Source organism: Streptomyces sp. NPDC100445 (genome assembly GCF_044759735.1).
In the GTDB taxonomy this organism is placed as follows: Bacteria; Actinomycetota; Actinomycetes; order Streptomycetales; family Streptomycetaceae; genus Streptomyces.
This window is the reverse complement of record NZ_JBIVZV010000006.1, coordinates 122,652-138,991: the sequence shown is the minus strand read 5'-3', so window position 1 is coordinate 138,991 and position 16,340 is coordinate 122,652. Positions and strand designations below refer to the sequence as shown.

The following is a 16,340-nucleotide window of genomic DNA, read 5'->3' as shown; positions in this document are numbered from 1 at the left end:
GACGTCACGCCGCGTCCATACGAAGGACCACGAACGGTGCGTACGGGACATCGAACGCGTCACGAACACCCCCCGCGCGGCGGCGCGCGCCGCTTCCCGGCGCGGCTGCGGGTGCCCGCCCGCCACGCACGCGCGTGCGTGGCTACGATGGGCCAGCCGGCGGCCACCACGGGCCGCGGCGACACCGACCGTCGGGAAGGCCATGCTGAACAAGTACGCGCGTGCATTTTTCACGCGTGTCCTCACACCGTTCGCCGCGTTTCTCATCCGCCGGGGCGTGAGCCCCGACACGGTCACCCTCCTCGGCACGGCCGGAGTGGTCGCGGGCGCGCTGGTCTTCTACCCCCGGGGCGAGTTCTTCTGGGGCACGGTCGTGATCACCCTCTTCGTCTTCTCCGACCTCGTCGACGGCAACATGGCCCGCCAGCTGGGCCGTTCCAGCCGCTGGGGCGCCTTCCTCGACTCCACCCTCGACCGGGTCGCCGACAGCGCGATCTTCGGCGGGTTCGCGCTCTGGTACGCCGGCCACGGCAACGACGACGTGCTGTGCGCCGTGTCGATCTTCTGCCTGGCCAGCGGGCAGGTGGTGTCCTACACCAAGGCGCGCGGCGAGTCCATCGGGCTGCCGGTCGCCGTGAACGGGCTCGTCGAGCGCGCCGAACGCCTGGTCATCTCCCTGGTCGCCGCGGGCTTCGCCGGCCTGCACAAGTTCGGCGTGCCGGGCATCCAGTGGCTGCTGCCCGTCGCCCTGTGGATCGTCGCCGTGGGCAGCCTCGTCACGCTGGTCCAGCGGGTCGTCACCGTGCGCCGCGAGTCCGCTGAGGCGGACGCGGCGGCCGGCCGGCCGACCGCCGGGGAGGCGGCGCAGTGAGCGGCGCCGACCGGCTCACCGACGCGCTGTACGGAGCCGGCTGGAGCACAGTCAAGAAGCTCCCCGAGCCCGTCGCGGCGCGCCTGGGCCGGAGCATCGCCGACCTGGCCTGGAAACGGCGCGGCAAGGGCGTGCGGCGCCTGGAGTCCAACTACGCGCGCGTGGTGCCCGACGCGGGTCCCGAGCGGCTGGCCGAACTGTCCCGCGCCGGCATGCGGTCCTACCTGCGCTACTGGATGGAGTCCTTCCGGCTGCCGGCCTGGAGCGCCGAGCGGATCAGGTCCGGCTTCGACCCCAAGGACCTGCACCACCTGACCGACGGTCTCGCCGCCGGCCGGGGCGTGGTCCTCGCGCTGCCGCACCTGGCCAACTGGGACCTGGCCGGCGCCTGGGTCACCACCGCGCTGGGGACGCCGTTCACCACGGTCGCCGAACGCCTCAAGCCGGAGACGCTCTACGACCGCTTCGTCGCCTACCGCGAGGGCCTCGGCATGGAGGTCCTGCCGCACAGCGGCGGCTCCGCCTTCGGCACCCTGGCCCGCCGACTGCGCGACGGCGGCCTGGTCTGCCTGGTCGCCGACCGCGACCTGTCCGCCTCCGGCGTCGAGGTCGACTTCTTCGGCGAGCGGGCCCGGATGCCCGCCGGCCCGGCCCTGCTCGCCCAGCAGACCGGCGCGCTGCTGCTGCCCGTCACCCTCTGGTACGACGACTCGCCCGTCATGCGGGGCCGGGTGCACCCGCCCGTCGAGGTCCCCGGATCGGGTACGCGGACCGAGCGGACGGCCGTCATGACCCAGGCACTGGCCGACGCCTTCGCCGGCGGGATCGCCGACCACCCCCAGGACTGGCACATGCTCCAGCGCCTGTGGCTCGCCGACCTCGACCCGACGAAGGGACCCGCGTGAGAATCGGGATCGTCTGCCCGTACTCCTGGGACGTGCCCGGAGGCGTCCAGTTCCACGTCCGCGACCTCGCCGAGTACTTCATCCGCCTCGGCCACGAGGTGTCCGTCCTCGCCCCGGCCGACGACGACACCCCGCTGCCGCCCTACGTCGTCTCCGCCGGCCGCGCCGTCCCGGTCCCGTACAACGGCTCGGTGGCCCGGCTGAACTTCGGGTTCCTGTCGGCCGCGCGGGTCCGGCGCTGGCTGCACGACGGCGCCTTCGACGTGGTCCACATCCACGAGCCGACCTCGCCCTCCCTCGGCCTGCTGACCTGCTGGGCGGCGTCCGGCCCGATCGTGGCCACCTTCCACACCTCCAACCCGCGCTCCCGCGCCATGATCGCCGCCTACGCGATCCTCCAGGCCGCCCTGGAGAAGATCAGCGCGCGGATCGCGGTCAGCGAGTACGCCCGCCGCACCCTGGTCGAGCACCTGGGCGGGGACGCGGTGGTCATCCCCAACGGCGTGGACGTGGACTTCTTCGCCCGCGCCGAGCCCGACCCGCGCTGGCAGGGCGACACCATCGGCTTCATCGGCCGGATCGACGAGCCCCGCAAGGGCCTGCCCGTGCTGATGAAGGCCCTGCCTGACATCGTGGCCGCCCGCCCGGCGACCCGGCTGCTGGTGGCGGGCCGCGGCGACGAGGAGGCGGCCGTCGCGGACCTGCCGAGACAACTGCGCCCGCACGTGGAATTCCTCGGCATGATCAGCGACGAGGAGAAGGCACGCCTGCTGCGCAGCGTCGACCTGTACGTGGCGCCCAACACCGGCGGCGAGAGCTTCGGCATCATCCTTGTCGAGGCGCTGTCCGCGGGCGCCCCCGTCCTCGCCTCCGACCTGGACGCCTTCGTGCAGGTCCTCGACCAGGGCGAGGCCGGCGAGATCTTCGCCAACGAGGACGCGGCCGCGCTGGCGGAGGCGGCCGTCCGGCTGCTCGGGGACCCGGCGCGCCGGGAGCTGCTGCGGGAGCGCGGCAGCGCCCACGTGCGGCGGTTCGACTGGTCCACGGTCGGCGCGGACATCCTGTCGGTGTACGAGACGGTGACGGCCGGTGCCGCGGCGGTCGCCGCGGACGAACGGACGACGGGCCTGCGGGCCCGCTTCGGCCTGACCCGCGACTCGAGCGGCGGCACCCGGGAACAGCCGGCGGCCCCCGGCCTGCGGGACTGACACGGCCCCCCGCGCCGCGCAAGGGCGTCCGGGTGGGGCCCCCGTGAGCGGGGCTCGGGCGTCCGCGGGCCAGCCGATAGCCTTCCGCCGTGACCGTAACCCTCATCTGGATCCTCCTGGCGCTCGTCGCCGTCGGCGTGTACCTCAGCTGGACGGCCGGCCGGCTCGACCGGCTGCACGTGCGGATGGACGCCGCCCGGGCCGCCCTCGACGCGCAGCTGCTGCGGCGGGCCTCGGTGGCGCAGGAACTGGCCACCTCGGGCGTCCTGGACCCGGCGGCCTCGATCGTGCTGTACGAGGCCGCGCACGCCGCCCGGCAGGCCGAGGAGGAGCAGCGGGAGGTCGCCGAGAGCGAGTTGAGCCAGGCGCTGCGCGCGGTCCTCGCGGAGCCGGCGCAGGTGGAGGCCGTACGGGAGGCGCCGGGCGGCGAGGAGGCGGCCCGGGAGCTGGCCGAGGCCGTCCGCCGGGTGCCGATGGCCCGCCGCTTCCACAACGACGCGGTCGGGGCGGCGCGCAGGCTGCGCGAGCACCGCAAGGTCCGCTGGTTCCGACTGGCCGGACACGCCGCGTTCCCGCTCGCCGTCGAGCTGGACGACGAGCCGCCCGCGGCCCTGGTGGAACGGGTCTCCTGACCCGGGCGAGCCCCTGGCCGAGCGAAAACGAGCCACCGGCTTGTCATTGGCCCTTGCTGTGGACTGGTCCGTTCGCGTTTCCTCGGCGGTGCAGAAGCCTTCTTTCCCATCAGTGAGGTCACCCGTGTCCAGCATCGACAACCAGGCTCCCGAGACCGGCACCGCCCGCGTGAAGCGCGGCATGGCCGAGCAGCTCAAGGGCGGCGTGATCATGGACGTCGTCACACCGGAGCAGGCGAAGATCGCCGAGGACGCGGGCGCCGTCGCCGTCATGGCCCTGGAGCGGGTCCCGGCCGACATCCGCAAGGACGGCGGCGTGGCCCGCATGTCCGACCCGGACATGATCGAGGGCATCATCGAGGCCGTCTCGATCCCGGTCATGGCCAAGTCCCGCATCGGTCACTTCGTCGAGGCCCAGGTCCTCCAGTCCCTCGGCGTCGACTACATCGACGAGTCCGAGGTGCTGACCCCGGCCGACGAGGTCAACCACTCCGACAAGTGGTCCTTCACCACCCCCTTCGTGTGCGGTGCGACCAACCTGGGCGAGGCCCTGCGCCGCATCGCCGAGGGCGCCGCGATGATCCGCTCCAAGGGCGAGGCCGGCACCGGCAACGTCGTGGAGGCCGTCCGCCACCTGCGCCAGATCAAGAACGAGATCGCCCGGCTGCGCGGCTACGACAACCACGAGCTGTACGCGGCGGCCAAGGAGCTGCGCGCCCCGTACGAGCTGGTCAAGGAGGTCGCCGAGCTGGGCAAGCTCCCGGTGGTCCTCTTCTCCGCCGGCGGTGTCGCCACCCCGGCCGACGCGGCCCTGATGCGCCAGCTCGGCGCCGAGGGCGTGTTCGTCGGCTCCGGCATCTTCAAGTCGGGCGACCCGGCCAAGCGCGCCGCCGCCATCGTGAAGGCCACCACCTTCTACGACGACCCGAAGATCATCGCGGACGCGTCCCGCAACCTCGGCGAGGCCATGGTCGGCATCAACTGCGACACCCTCCCCGAGACCGAGCGCTACGCCAACCGCGGCTGGTAAGGCACCGGACACATGAACACCCCCGTCATAGGCGTCCTGGCCCTCCAGGGCGACGTACGGGAGCACCTCATCGCCCTGGCCGCGGCGGACGCCGTGGCCAGGCCGGTGCGGCGCCCCGAGGAACTCGCCGAGGTGGACGGCCTCGTCCTGCCCGGCGGCGAGTCCACCACCATCTCCAAGCTGGCCGTCCTCTTCGGAGTGATGGAGCCGCTCCGCGCGCGCGTGCGCGCCGGCCTGCCCGTCTACGGCACCTGCGCCGGCATGATCCTGCTCGCCGACAAGATCCTCGACCCGCGCTCCGGCCAGGAGACCGTCGGCGGCATCGACATGATCGTGCGCCGCAACGCCTTCGGCCGGCAGAACGAGTCGTTCGAGGCAGCGGTCGACGTGCGGGGCGTCCCGGGCGATCCTGTGGAGGGTGTCTTCATCCGCGCCCCGTGGGTCGAGTCGGTGGGCGCCGCCGCCGAGGTGCTGGCCGAGCACGAGGGCCACATCGTGGCCGTGCGCCAGGGCAACGCGCTCGCCACCTCCTTCCACCCGGAGCTGACCGGCGACCACCGTGTGCACGCGCTCTTCGTCGACATGGTGCGCGCCAACCGGACACCGGGATCCTTGTAGGATCTCTGCGTTCGTACAGAGATGGGTTACGCGAAGGAGACAGGCAGATGTCCGGCCACTCTAAATGGGCCACGACGAAGCACAAGAAGGCCGTGATCGACGCCAAGCGCGGCAAGCTCTTCGCGAAGCTGATCAAGAACATCGAGGTCGCCTCGCGGACCGGCGGCGCCGACCCCGACGGCAACCCGACGCTGTACGACGCCATCCAGAAGGCGAAGAAGTCGTCGGTCCCGAACAAGAACATCGACTCCGCGGTCAAGCGCGGCGCCGGTCTCGAGGCCGGTGGCGCCGACTACGAGACGATCATGTACGAGGGCTACGGCCCCAACGGTGTCGCGGTGCTCATCGAGTGCCTCACCGACAACCGCAACCGCGCCGCCTCCGAGGTCCGCGTCGCCATGACCCGCAACGGCGGCTCCATGGCCGACCCGGGTTCGGTGTCGTACCTGTTCAACCGCAAGGGCGTCGTGATCGTCCCCAAGGGTGAGCTGAACGAGGACGACGTGCTCGCCGCCGTGCTCGACGCCGGCGCCGAGGAGGTCAACGACCTCGGCGAGACCTTCGAGGTCATCAGCGAGGCCACCGACATGGTCGCGGTCCGCACCGCCCTCCAGGACGCCGGCATCGACTACGACTCCGCCGAGGCCAACTTCGTCCCCACCATGCAGGTCGAGCTGGACGAGGACGGCGCACGGAAGATCTTCAAGCTCATCGACGCCCTCGAGGACAGCGACGACGTGCAGAACGTCTTCGCCAACTTCGACGTGAGCGACGAGGTCATGGAGAAGGTCGACGCGTAACGCGCACGGCAGCCCACGGGCCGACGGGACACCCCCCGTCGGCCCGTCGCGTTGCCGGGCGCCGGCCGCCCGGGCGGTGGGCGCGGGGCGTTGTCGGTGGCACCCGATAGCCTGCACGAACAAGCCGTCGACGGGAGGGGGCGCGGTGCGCGTACTGGGGGTGGACCCCGGGCTGACCCGGTGCGGGATCGGCGTCGTGGAGGGGGTCGCGGGCCGCCCGCTCACCATGCTCGGCGTCGGCGTCGTACGGACGGCCGCGGACGCCGACCTCAGCCATCGGCTGCTCGGCGTCGAACAGGGCATCGAGCAGTGGCTGGACGAGCACCGGCCCGAGTTCGTCGCCGTGGAGCGCGTCTTCAGCCAGCACAACGTGCGCACGGTCATGGGCACCGCCCAGGCCAGCGCCGTCGCCATGCTGTGCGCCGCCCGGCGCGGCATCCCCGTCGCCCTGCACACCCCCAGCGAGGTCAAGGCCGCCGTCACCGGCAGCGGACGCGCCGACAAGGCGCAGGTGGGCGCCATGGTCACCCGGCTGCTCCGGCTGTCGGCGCCACCCCGCCCCGCCGACGCCGCCGACGCCCTGGCGCTCGCCATCTGCCACATCTGGCGCGCCCCCGCGCAGAACCGGCTCCAGCAGGCCGTCGCCCTGCACACCGCCCACGCAACGAAAGGCCGTACGGCATGATCGCCTTCGTCAGCGGTACCGTCGCCGCACTCGCCCCCGACGCCGCGGTCGTCGAGGTCGGGGGCGTCGGCATGGCCGTCCAGTGCACGCCGAACACCCTCTCGGCGCTCCGCGTCGGGCAGCCGGCCCGCCTGCACACCTCCCTGGTCGTCCGCGAGGACTCCCTCACCCTGTACGGCTTCGCCGACGACGACGAGCGCCAGACCTTCGTGCTGCTCCAGACCGCGAGCGGGGTCGGCCCCCGCCTCGCCCAGGCGATGCTCGCGGTGCACGGCCCGGACGCGCTGCGCCGCGCGGTCGCCACCGGCGACGAGAAGGCCCTCACCGCCGTCCCCGGCATCGGCCGGAAGGGCGCCCAGAAGCTGCTGCTGGAGCTGAAGGACCGCCTCGGCGAGCCGGTCGGCGCCCCCGCCGTCGGCGCGCCCGCCGGCCAGGGCTGGCGCGACCAGTTGCACGCCGCGCTGCTCGGCCTCGGCTACGCCACGCGGGAGGCCGACGAGGCGGTCGCCGCCGTCACCCCGCAGGCCGAGGCCGCCGAGGGCACCCCCGAGGTGGGCCGGCTGCTCAAGGCCGCCCTCCAGACGCTGAACCGAGCCCGCTGACCGAGACCGTCGTAAGGCACACACATGAACTGGGACGACCCGACCGGCACCCCCGCCCCCGACCGGCTGGTGGGCCCGGTCGCCGACCGGGAGGACCAGGCCGTCGAGGCCGCCCTGCGCCCCAAGGACCTCGATGAGTTCATCGGCCAGGAGAAGGTCCGCGAACAGCTCGACCTGGTACTGCGCGCCGCCCGCGCCCGCGGCGCCACCGCCGACCACGTCCTGCTGTCCGGCGCGCCCGGACTCGGCAAGACCACCCTGTCGATGATCATCGCGGCCGAGATGGGCGCCCCCATCCGCATCACCTCCGGCCCCGCCATCCAGCACGCCGGCGACCTCGCCGCGATCCTGTCCTCGCTCCAGGAGGGCGAGGTGCTCTTCCTCGACGAGATCCACCGCATGTCCCGGCCCGCCGAGGAGATGCTGTACATGGCCATGGAGGACTTCCGCGTCGACGTGATCGTCGGCAAGGGCCCCGGCGCCACCGCGATCCCGCTGGAGCTGCCGCCCTTCACCCTGGTCGGCGCCACCACGCGCGCGGGCCTGCTGCCGCCCCCGCTGCGCGACCGCTTCGGCTTCACCGGGCACATGGAGTTCTACGAGCCCCGCGAACTGGAACGCGTCGTGCACCGCTCGGCCGGCCTGCTGGACGTCGACATCGACCCGGCCGGCGCCGCCGAGATCGCCGGCCGCTCCCGCGGCACGCCCCGCATCGCCAACCGCCTGCTGCGCCGCGTCCGCGACTACGCGCAGGTGAAGGCCGACGGCGCCGTCACCCGTGACATCGCGGCCGCCGCCCTCGCGGTGTACGAGGTCGACGCGCGCGGCCTGGACCGGCTCGACCGCGCCGTCCTGACCGCCCTGCTGAAGCTGTTCGGCGGCGGCCCGGTCGGCCTGTCGACCCTCGCGGTCGCGGTGGGGGAGGAGCGGGAGACGGTCGAGGAGGTCGCCGAACCGTTCCTGGTCCGGGAGGGTCTGCTCGCCCGGACCCCGCGCGGCCGGGTCGCCACTCCCGCCGCCTGGGCGCACCTCGGTCTCACCCCGCCCCGCTCGGCCGCCGGCGGTGCCGGGGGAAGCGCCCAGCCGGACCTGTTCGGCGCGTGACGGGGCCCTGACACCCGCCCGGGCGGGTGTCCTGCGACCGCGTGATGCCTTCGTGACGGCAGGGACATTGGCCGCGGCAGGAACCCAGGTGCCATGCTGAGCGTTGTTCCATGCGCGCGGACTCGCTTAGACTCCGCCGATGCCGCCCTAGCGGGTGGCGCCGACCACACCCCCGTCCCCATGGCCGCTCTCCGTCGCGGTCGCGCGAAGGAAATCCCGTCCCGTGAATACCTTGACCCTCCTCCCCTTCATCGTGCTCATCGCGGCCATGTTCCTCATGACGCGCTCGGCCAAGAAGAAGCAGCAGCAGGCCGCCCAGATGCGGAACGAGATGCAGCCCGGCTCCGGTGTCCGCACGATCGGGGGGATCTACGCGACGGTCAAGGAGGTCAACGAGGAGACGGTCCTCCTCGACGCCGGTCCCGGCGTCGACCTGCTGTTCGCGAAGAACGCCATCGGCGCCGTCCTCTCCGACGACGAGTACAACCGCATCGTCCACGGCGTCGAGCACGACCTGAAGTCCGACGCCGCCGTCGTCCCGGACGACGCGTCCTCCCTCACCGAGACCGACGAGACCGACGGGCCCGCCGCTGCCGCCGCCTCCGACGACAAGATCGACCTCGGTAAGAAGGACGCCGCCGAGCGCGGCGACGACGCGGTCCGCGCCGCGGAGGACGCGGCCCGTGCCGCCGAGGCCAGGGCGGACGACGAGCCGAAGAAGACCGACGGCGACTCCGGCACGAAGTAGTCGACGCCCCGGGACGCGCGGCGGGGGCACCACCAGCCCCGCCCGCGCGACCCGGGCACGGCTGTCTCGCACGGGAGCCCGACACCATGTCATGGCCGACCGCGCCGACCGGGCGCGGGGCGGCCCGAGAGGGAGTACGAGAAGGTGGCAGCACCTAAGAGGGGCCGGAGCGCGAGCGCCCAGAGCAAGCCGGGGCGCTCGCTGGCCCTCATCCTGATCGCCATCGTGGCGCTCACCGGAGGGATGTTCGCCTCCGGGCACACCACTCCGCGTCTGGGCATCGACCTCGCCGGTGGTACGAGCATCACGCTCAAGGCCAAGGCCGACCAGGGGTCCGCGATCAACAAGGCCAACATGGACACCGCGGTCGACATCATGAACCGCCGTGTCAACGGTCTGGGCGTCTCCGAGGCGGAGGTGCAGACCCAGGGATCCGACAACATCATCGTCAACATCCCCAAGGGCACCAACTCCGCGGAGGCCCAGAAGCAGGTCGGCACCACCGCCAAGCTGTACTTCCGCCCGGTCCTGGCCAGCGAGCCCAGCGGCGCCGCCGCGAAGACCCCCTCGCCGAGCGCCTCCCCCTCCGGTGGCAGCTCCTCGCCGAAGCCGGGGGCGAGCCCCTCGGGCAGCGCCTCCGCGCCGCAGGCGTCGTCGGGTTCCGCGTCCGCGTCCCCCACGGGCACGGCGACCTCGCAGGGCCGCGCCGTCACCGACGCGCTCAAGGCCGGCTCCACCCCCTCGCCGAGCGGCTCCGCCTCCGGCGGCGCCAAGGCGTCGCCCACCCCGTCGGCCCCGGCGAGCGGCAAGCCCTCCGGCGACGCCGCGCTCCAGGCCCGCTACGCGGCCCTGAACTGCGCCAAGCCCGCCGAGCGCGCCAACGCCGGCAAGAACGCCAAGCCCGGTGAGACCACCGTGGCCTGCGGCGAGAACGACGGCAACTGGTTCAAGTACCTGCTCGGCCCGGCCGCCGTGGACGGCACCGAGGTCAAGAACGCCCAGGCCGTCTTCGACACCCAGGGTGCCTCGGGCTGGCAGGTCCAGATGAACTTCACCTCCGGCGGAGGCAAGAAGTTCGCGGACGTCACCGACCGGCTGGCCAAGAACCAGTCCCCGCAGAACGAGTTCGGCATCGTCCTGGACGGCCAGGTCGTCTCGAGCCCCTTCGTGCAGCGGGCCATCACCGGCGGTAGCGCGTACATCTCCGGCAGCTTCAAGCAGGAGGAGGCCCAGAACCTCGCCAACATGCTGTCGTACGGCGCGCTCCCGCTGTCCTTCCGCGAGGAGTCCGTCACCACCGTCACCGCCGCGCTCGGCGGTGAGCAGCTGCGCGCCGGCCTGCTCGCCGGCGCCATCGGCCTCGCGCTGGTCGTGATCTACCTGGTGGTGTACTACCGCGGGCTCTCCCTCGTTGCCATGGCCTCCCTGGTGGTCTCCGCGATCCTCACCTACCTGATCATGACGCTGCTCGGCCCGGCCATCGGCTTCGCGCTGAACCTGCCCGCGGTCTGCGGTGCCATCGTCGCGATCGGTATCACCGCGGACTCCTTCATCGTGTACTTCGAACGCATCCGGGACGAGATCCGCGAGGGCCGCTCCCTGCGCCCCGCCGTGGAGCGGGCCTGGCCGCGCGCCCGGCGCACCATCCTGGTCTCCGACTTCGTGTCGTTCCTCGCCGCCGCGGTGCTGTTCATCGTCACCGTCGGCAAGGTGCAGGGCTTCGCCTTCACCCTCGGCCTGACCACCCTGCTCGACGTGGTGGTCGTCTTCCTCTTCACCAAGCCGCTCATGACGCTCCTCGCCCGCCGCCGGTTCTTCGCCGACGGCCACAAGTGGTCCGGACTCGACCCGAAGGGCCTGGGCGCCAAGCCGCCGCTGCGCCGCACCCGCCGTTCCGCCGGCCCCGCCGCCGGCCCTGTCGACCCGAAGGAGGCATGAGCGATGTCGAAACTCGGCAACCTCGGCGCTCGACTGCACCGCGGCGAGATCAGCTACGACTTCGTCGGCAAGCGCAAGATCTGGTACGGCGTCTCCATCCTGATCACCATCACGGCCATCCTCGGCCTGGCGGTGCGCGGCCTGAACATGGGCATCGAGTTCCAGGGCGGCGCGGTCTTCACCACGCCGACCAAGATGAGCACCTCGGTGGCCCAGGCCGAGGGGTACGCCAAGGACGCCTCCGGTCACGAGGCGATCGTGCAGAAGCTCGGCAACGGCAGCCTGCGCATCCAGATCGCGGGCATCGAGACCGACCAGTCCGACAGGATCAAGAAGGACCTGGCGAAGGACCTGAACCTCGACCCGGAGAAGCTCGCCGCCGACCTGGTCGGCCCGAGCTGGGGCGAGCAGATCGCCAACAAGGCCTGGGAGGGCCTGGCGATCTTCATGGTCCTCGTGGTGATCTACCTGGCGATCGCCTTCGAGTGGCGGATGGCCATCGCGGCGCTGGTCGCGCTGATCCACGACATCACCATCACGACCGGTATCTACGCCCTGGTCGGCTTCGAGGTCACGCCCGGCACCGTCATCGGCCTGCTGACCATCCTCGGTTACTCGCTCTACGACACGGTCGTCGTCTTCGACAGCCTCAAGGAGCAGACCAGGGACATCACCAAGCAGACCCGCTGGACCTACAGCGACATCGCCAACCGGTCGATCAACGGCACCCTGGTCCGCTCCATCAACACCACGGTCGTCGCCCTGCTGCCGGTCGCCGGTCTGCTCTTCATCGGCGGTGGCTTCCTCGGCGCGGGCACGCTCAACGACATCTCGCTGTCGCTGTTCGTCGGCCTCGCGGCCGGTGCCTACTCCTCGATCTTCATCGCCACCCCGCTCGTCGCCGACCTCAAGGAGCGCGAGCCGGCGATGAAGGCCCTCACCAAGCGGGTGCTGGCCAAGCGCGCCCAGGCCGCGGCCGGCGGGGAGTCCGCGGAGACGCCCGCCACCGCGGACGACACCGACGATCACACCCCGGCCGTGGTCGGACCGCGCAACCAGACCCCCGCCGCCCGCGGCCGTGGCCGTGGGAAGACCCCGGGGAAGCGCCGATGACCGAGCTGACGGACGTCGCGACGCTGCTGCTCAGCCGCATCCGTGACGTGGCCGACTACCCGGAGCCGGGCGTGATGTTCAAGGACATCACCCCGCTCCTGGCCGACCCGCAGGCGTTCGCGGCGCTCACCGACGCCCTCGCCGGGATCGCCGAGGCCACCGGAGCCACCAAGGTCATCGGCCTGGAGGCCCGTGGCTTCATCCTCGGCGCCCCGGTCGCCGTCCGCGCGGGTCTGGGCTTCATCCCGGTCCGCAAGGCCGGCAAGCTGCCCGGAGCCACGCTGCGCCAGGCCTACGACCTGGAGTACGGCTCGGCCGAGATCGAGGTGCACGCCGAGGACCTGGCCTCCGGCGACCGCGTCCTGATCGTGGACGACGTCCTGGCCACCGGCGGCACCTCCGAGGCCGCGATGCGGCTCGTGCGACGCGCCGGCGCGGACGTGGCAGGTCTCGCGGTCCTGATGGAACTGGGCTTCCTCGCGGGCCGCGCCCGGCTGGAAGAGGTGCTCGCCGGGGCGCCTCTGGAGGCACTCCTCACCGTCTGAGACAGACGGCGAGCGACATGACGCGAGAGCGCCCCGGGACATCCCGGGGCGCTCTCGCGTTCCGGTGCGCCGGTGATGTCGGTGACACGTGGCAGCTCTGGTGTTGCTCAAATGTGTGTCGATACCGCTCGCCTGCTGGTTGGATCTCCCTGTGCCCACTGACCCGGGCATGACACGGGAGGAAACAGATGAACATGTCACGCAAGGTGACGACGGGGGTCGTCTCGCTCGTCTCCGTCGCCGCGCTCACCGCCGGCGCGACGACCGCCAGCGCGAGCCCGGCGCACGCGCCGGCCAAGACGTCCGGCGTCACCGCGGCCGGCTGCGGCGAGTGGATGCGGGCGGGCAGCCTGCCCGGCAGGTGGAGCGAGGTCAAGGACGGCTGTGGTCACTTCGGACGCCCCGGCCTGAAAATGGGCTACCAGTGGGCCGTCTTCCGGGGCGGATCGATCTGCGTCAAGGTGCAGGGGTTCGTGGGCGGCCGGGCCAAGTGGTACAACGCGGGCTGCGGCAAGACCGGCAGTGTCAAGGTGCCGTGGGGGAATGTCCTCGCCGAGAAGCACATGAAGGTGAAGGGCGCGGCGCTCTTCAACTGGAGGTGACGTCACCGCCCCGCACCGCTGGAAGCGGAATGCCGGGCGGGTAGGTCGGCGGAGGGGCCCGAGCCTGTCTCGGGCCCCTCGGTCATGGCCGGCCCGGTCGGCGCCCCGGTCGATGCGCCGCCGCGCGGCTGACCGGCCCGTACGCCGAACGGCCGCCCCGGGTGCCACCGGGGCGGCCGTTCGGCATGTCCGGGACCGGTGCGACGGCCGCGCCGAGCCCCTCGGCGGGTCCGTCCGTAGTGCCGGCGGACGGCCCGCACAGTGGCCTGGAGGCGATGACCGGGCGCGGGATGGCTACCATGGGATGTCCGGAGCCTGATCGGGGGACCCGGATCGCGCACGAGGAGTCCTCTTGCCAGACGAGGCCCAGCCACTGACCGCCGCCAAGCCCGAGCCCGCCTCGGCGCCCGCGGCGAAGCCCGCGCCGGACGCTCCCCAGGTGCGCAACGACAGCCGCGGGCCGGTCGAGCACGCCCAGTCCGCGCCCGTCGAGAAGAGCGCCGAGGCCTCGCGTCCCAAACCCGCCCCGGCGGAGCGCCCGGCGCAGCCCCCGGTGGTGCGACAGCCCCCCACCCCCTCGGCCCGCACCGGCTCCTCCAACCGTGTCCGGGCCCGCCTCGCCCGTCTCGGTGTGCAGCGCGCGAACCCGTACAACCCGGTGCTGGAGCCGCTGCTGCGGATAGTGCGCAGCAACGACCCCAAGACCGAGAACTCCACGCTGCGCCAGATCGAGCGCGCCTACCAGGTCGCCGAGCGCTGGCACCGCGGCCAGAAGCGCAAGAGCGGCGACCCGTACATCACGCACCCGCTCGCCGTCACCACCATCCTCGCCGAGCTGGGCATGGACCCGGCCACGCTGATGGCCGGCCTGCTGCACGACACCGTCGAGGACACCGAGTACGGCCTCGACCAGCTGCGCCGCGACTTCGGCGACACCGTCGCCCTGCTCGTGGACGGCGTCACCAAGCTCGACAAGGTCAAGTTCGGCGAGGCCGCGCAGGCGGAGACCGTGCGCAAGATGGTCGTCGCCATGGCCAAGGACCCCCGCGTCCTGGTCATCAAGCTCGCCGACCGCCTGCACAACATGCGCACCATGCGGTACCTCAAGCGCGAGAAGCAGGAGAAGAAGGCGCGCGAGACGCTGGAGATCTACGCGCCGCTCGCCCACCGCCTGGGCATGAACACCATCAAGTGGGAGCTGGAGGACCTCGCGTTCGCGATCCTCTACCCCAAGATGTACGACGAGATCGTACGGCTGGTGGCCGAGCGGGCGCCCAAGCGCGACGAGTACCTGGCCATAGTGACCGACGAGGTCCAGGCCGACCTGCGGTCCGCCCGCATCAAGGCGACCGTCACCGGCCGCCCCAAGCACTACTACAGCGTCTACCAGAAGATGATCGTGCGGGGCCGCGACTTCGCCGAGATCTACGACCTGGTGGGCATCCGCGTCCTCGTCGACACGGTCCGCGACTGCTACGCCGCCCTCGGCACCGTCCACGCGCGATGGAACCCGGTCCCCGGCCGGTTCAAGGACTACATCGCGATGCCCAAGTTCAACATGTACCAGTCGCTGCACACGACGGTCATCGGGCCCAACGGCAAGCCGGTCGAACTCCAGATCCGCACGTTCGACATGCACCGCCGCGCCGAGTACGGCATCGCCGCGCACTGGAAGTACAAGCAGGAGGCCGTCGCCGGCGCCTCCAAGGTCCGCTCCGACGCGCCCCGCAGCACCGGCAAGGACGACCACCTCAACGACATGGCGTGGCTGCGCCAGCTGCTGGACTGGCAGAAGGAGACCGAGGACCCGGGCGAGTTCCTGGAGTCCCTGCGCTTCGACCTGTCGCGCAACGAGGTCTTCGTCTTCACCCCGAAGGGTGACGTCATCGCCCTCCCGGCGGGTGCCACACCGGTGGACTTCTCCTACGCCGTCCACACCGAGGTCGGCCACCGCACCATAGGGGCCCGGGTCAACGGCCGCCTCGTGCCGCTGGAGTCCACCCTGGACAACGGCGACCTGGTGGAGGTCTTCACCTCCAAGGCGGCGGGCGCCGGCCCGTCCCGTGACTGGCTCGGCTTCGTGAAGTCGCCGCGGGCGCGCAACAAGATCCGCGCCTGGTTCTCCAAGGAGCGCCGCGACGAGGCGATCGAACACGGCAAGGACGCCATCGTGCGGGCCATGCGCAAGCAGAACCTGCCGATCCAGCGCATCCTGACCGGCGACTCCCTCGTCACGCTCGCCCACGAGATGCGCTACTCGGACATCTCCGCGCTGTACGCGGCGATCGGCGAGGGCCACGTCTCCGCCCAGAACATCGTCCAGAAACTGGTGCAGGCCCTGGGCGGCGAGGAGGCCGCCACCGAGGAGATCGACGAGTCGGTCCCGCCGGCGCGTGGACGCGGTCGCAAGCGCCGCTCCAGCGCCGACCCGGGCGTCGTCGTCAAGGGCGTGGACGACGTGTGGGTCAAGCTGGCCCGCTGCTGCACCCCGGTCCCCGGCGACCCGATCATCGGCTTCGTCACCCGCGGCAGCGGCGTCTCGGTGCACCGCAGCGACTGCGTCAACGTCGACTCGCTCTCCCGCGAGCCGGAGCGCATCCTCGACGTCGAGTGGGCCCCCACCCAGTCGTCGGTCTTCCTGGTCGCCATCCAGGTCGAGGCGCTGGACCGCTCCCGCCTGCTGTCGGACGTCACCCGCGTCCTCTCCGACCAGCACGTCAACATCCTGTCCGCAGCCGTCCAGACCTCCCGCGACCGGGTCGCCACCTCCCGCTTCACCTTCGAGATGGGCGACCCCAAGCACCTCGGGCACGTCCTGAAGGCGGTGCGCGGCGTGGAGGGCGTGTACGACGTGTACCGCGTGACCTCGGGACGCAGCCGGTCGTAGCCTCGCGCACGCGAAAGGGCCCCGGACGCGCGTCCGGGGCCCTTTCGCGTAC

The 16,340-nt window shown here is 72.0% G+C and carries 15 protein-coding genes and 1 pseudogene; all 16 read left to right on the top strand.

Annotated features, from left to right (window positions below):
- The first annotated feature begins 147 nt into the window (after positions 1–147).
- The 16 genes and pseudogenes from pgsA to ACIQVT_RS16805 all read left to right on the top strand — a co-directional run bounded on the left by pgsA (position 148) and on the right by ACIQVT_RS16805 (position 16,288).
- Positions 148–871: pseudogene (pgsA, locus tag ACIQVT_RS16880) on the top strand (phosphatidylinositol phosphate synthase).
- Positions 868–1,776: a phosphatidylinositol mannoside acyltransferase gene (locus ACIQVT_RS16875; RefSeq protein ID WP_403753344.1), complete on the top strand. Its 909-nt coding sequence runs from the start codon at positions 868–870 to the stop codon at positions 1,774–1,776. The pseudogene pgsA and the gene ACIQVT_RS16875 overlap by 4 nt, the downstream one beginning before the upstream one ends.
- A complete protein-coding gene (locus tag ACIQVT_RS16870) occupies positions 1,773–2,984 on the top strand; it encodes a glycosyltransferase family 4 protein (RefSeq protein WP_403753342.1) in 1,212 nt (403 codons plus the stop codon). Before ACIQVT_RS16875 ends, ACIQVT_RS16870 begins: the two co-directional genes overlap by 4 nt.
- A gap of 89 nt (positions 2,985–3,073) precedes the next feature.
- On the top strand, positions 3,074–3,616 hold the full coding sequence (locus ACIQVT_RS16865; RefSeq protein WP_403753339.1) for a hypothetical protein: 543 nt from the start codon (positions 3,074–3,076) through the stop codon (positions 3,614–3,616).
- Positions 3,617–3,740: 124 nt separating this feature from the next.
- Complete coding sequence (gene pdxS / locus ACIQVT_RS16860) at positions 3,741–4,646, top strand: pyridoxal 5'-phosphate synthase lyase subunit PdxS (protein ID WP_403753336.1); 906 nt, start codon at positions 3,741–3,743, stop codon at positions 4,644–4,646.
- 12 nt (positions 4,647–4,658) lie between these two features.
- Complete coding sequence (gene pdxT / locus ACIQVT_RS16855) at positions 4,659–5,264, top strand: pyridoxal 5'-phosphate synthase glutaminase subunit PdxT (RefSeq protein ID WP_403753333.1); 606 nt, start codon at positions 4,659–4,661, stop codon at positions 5,262–5,264.
- Positions 5,265–5,311: 47 nt separating this feature from the next.
- A complete protein-coding gene (locus ACIQVT_RS16850; RefSeq protein WP_403753330.1) occupies positions 5,312–6,064 on the top strand; it encodes a YebC/PmpR family DNA-binding transcriptional regulator in 753 nt (250 codons plus the stop codon).
- 145 nt (positions 6,065–6,209) lie between these two features.
- Positions 6,210–6,749, top strand: coding sequence for a crossover junction endodeoxyribonuclease RuvC (gene ruvC, locus ACIQVT_RS16845; RefSeq protein ID WP_403753327.1), 540 nt, complete (start codon positions 6,210–6,212; stop codon positions 6,747–6,749).
- Positions 6,746–7,351, top strand: a complete 606-nt coding sequence (gene ruvA, locus ACIQVT_RS16840; protein ID WP_403753323.1) for a Holliday junction branch migration protein RuvA — start codon at positions 6,746–6,748, stop codon at positions 7,349–7,351. Before ruvC ends, ruvA begins: the two co-directional genes overlap by 4 nt.
- Positions 7,352–7,375: 24 nt before the next feature.
- Positions 7,376–8,455, top strand: coding sequence for a Holliday junction branch migration DNA helicase RuvB (gene ruvB, locus ACIQVT_RS16835; RefSeq protein ID WP_403753320.1), 1,080 nt, complete (start codon positions 7,376–7,378; stop codon positions 8,453–8,455).
- Between the two features lie 223 nt (positions 8,456–8,678).
- Positions 8,679–9,203, top strand: coding sequence for a preprotein translocase subunit YajC (gene yajC, locus ACIQVT_RS16830; protein ID WP_403753317.1), 525 nt, complete (start codon positions 8,679–8,681; stop codon positions 9,201–9,203).
- 144 nt (positions 9,204–9,347) lie between these two features.
- Positions 9,348–11,141, top strand: a complete 1,794-nt coding sequence (secD, locus tag ACIQVT_RS16825) for a protein translocase subunit SecD (RefSeq protein ID WP_403753314.1) — start codon at positions 9,348–9,350, stop codon at positions 11,139–11,141.
- Between the two features lie 3 nt (positions 11,142–11,144).
- The gene (gene secF / locus ACIQVT_RS16820; protein WP_403753311.1) at positions 11,145–12,254 is read left to right on the top strand and encodes a protein translocase subunit SecF; all 1,110 of its coding nucleotides are present in this window, start codon (positions 11,145–11,147) and stop codon (positions 12,252–12,254) included.
- Positions 12,251–12,799, top strand: a complete 549-nt coding sequence (locus tag ACIQVT_RS16815; RefSeq protein WP_403753308.1) for an adenine phosphoribosyltransferase — start codon at positions 12,251–12,253, stop codon at positions 12,797–12,799. The genes secF and ACIQVT_RS16815 overlap by 4 nt, the downstream gene beginning before the upstream one ends.
- 194 nt (positions 12,800–12,993) lie before the next feature.
- Entirely contained in the window at positions 12,994–13,401 is a 408-nt protein-coding gene (locus tag ACIQVT_RS16810) for a hypothetical protein (RefSeq protein WP_403753305.1), read from the top strand.
- A gap of 352 nt (positions 13,402–13,753) precedes the next feature.
- Entirely contained in the window at positions 13,754–16,288 is a 2,535-nt protein-coding gene (locus ACIQVT_RS16805) for a RelA/SpoT family protein (protein WP_403753303.1), read from the top strand.
- Positions 16,289–16,340 lie beyond the last annotated feature (52 nt).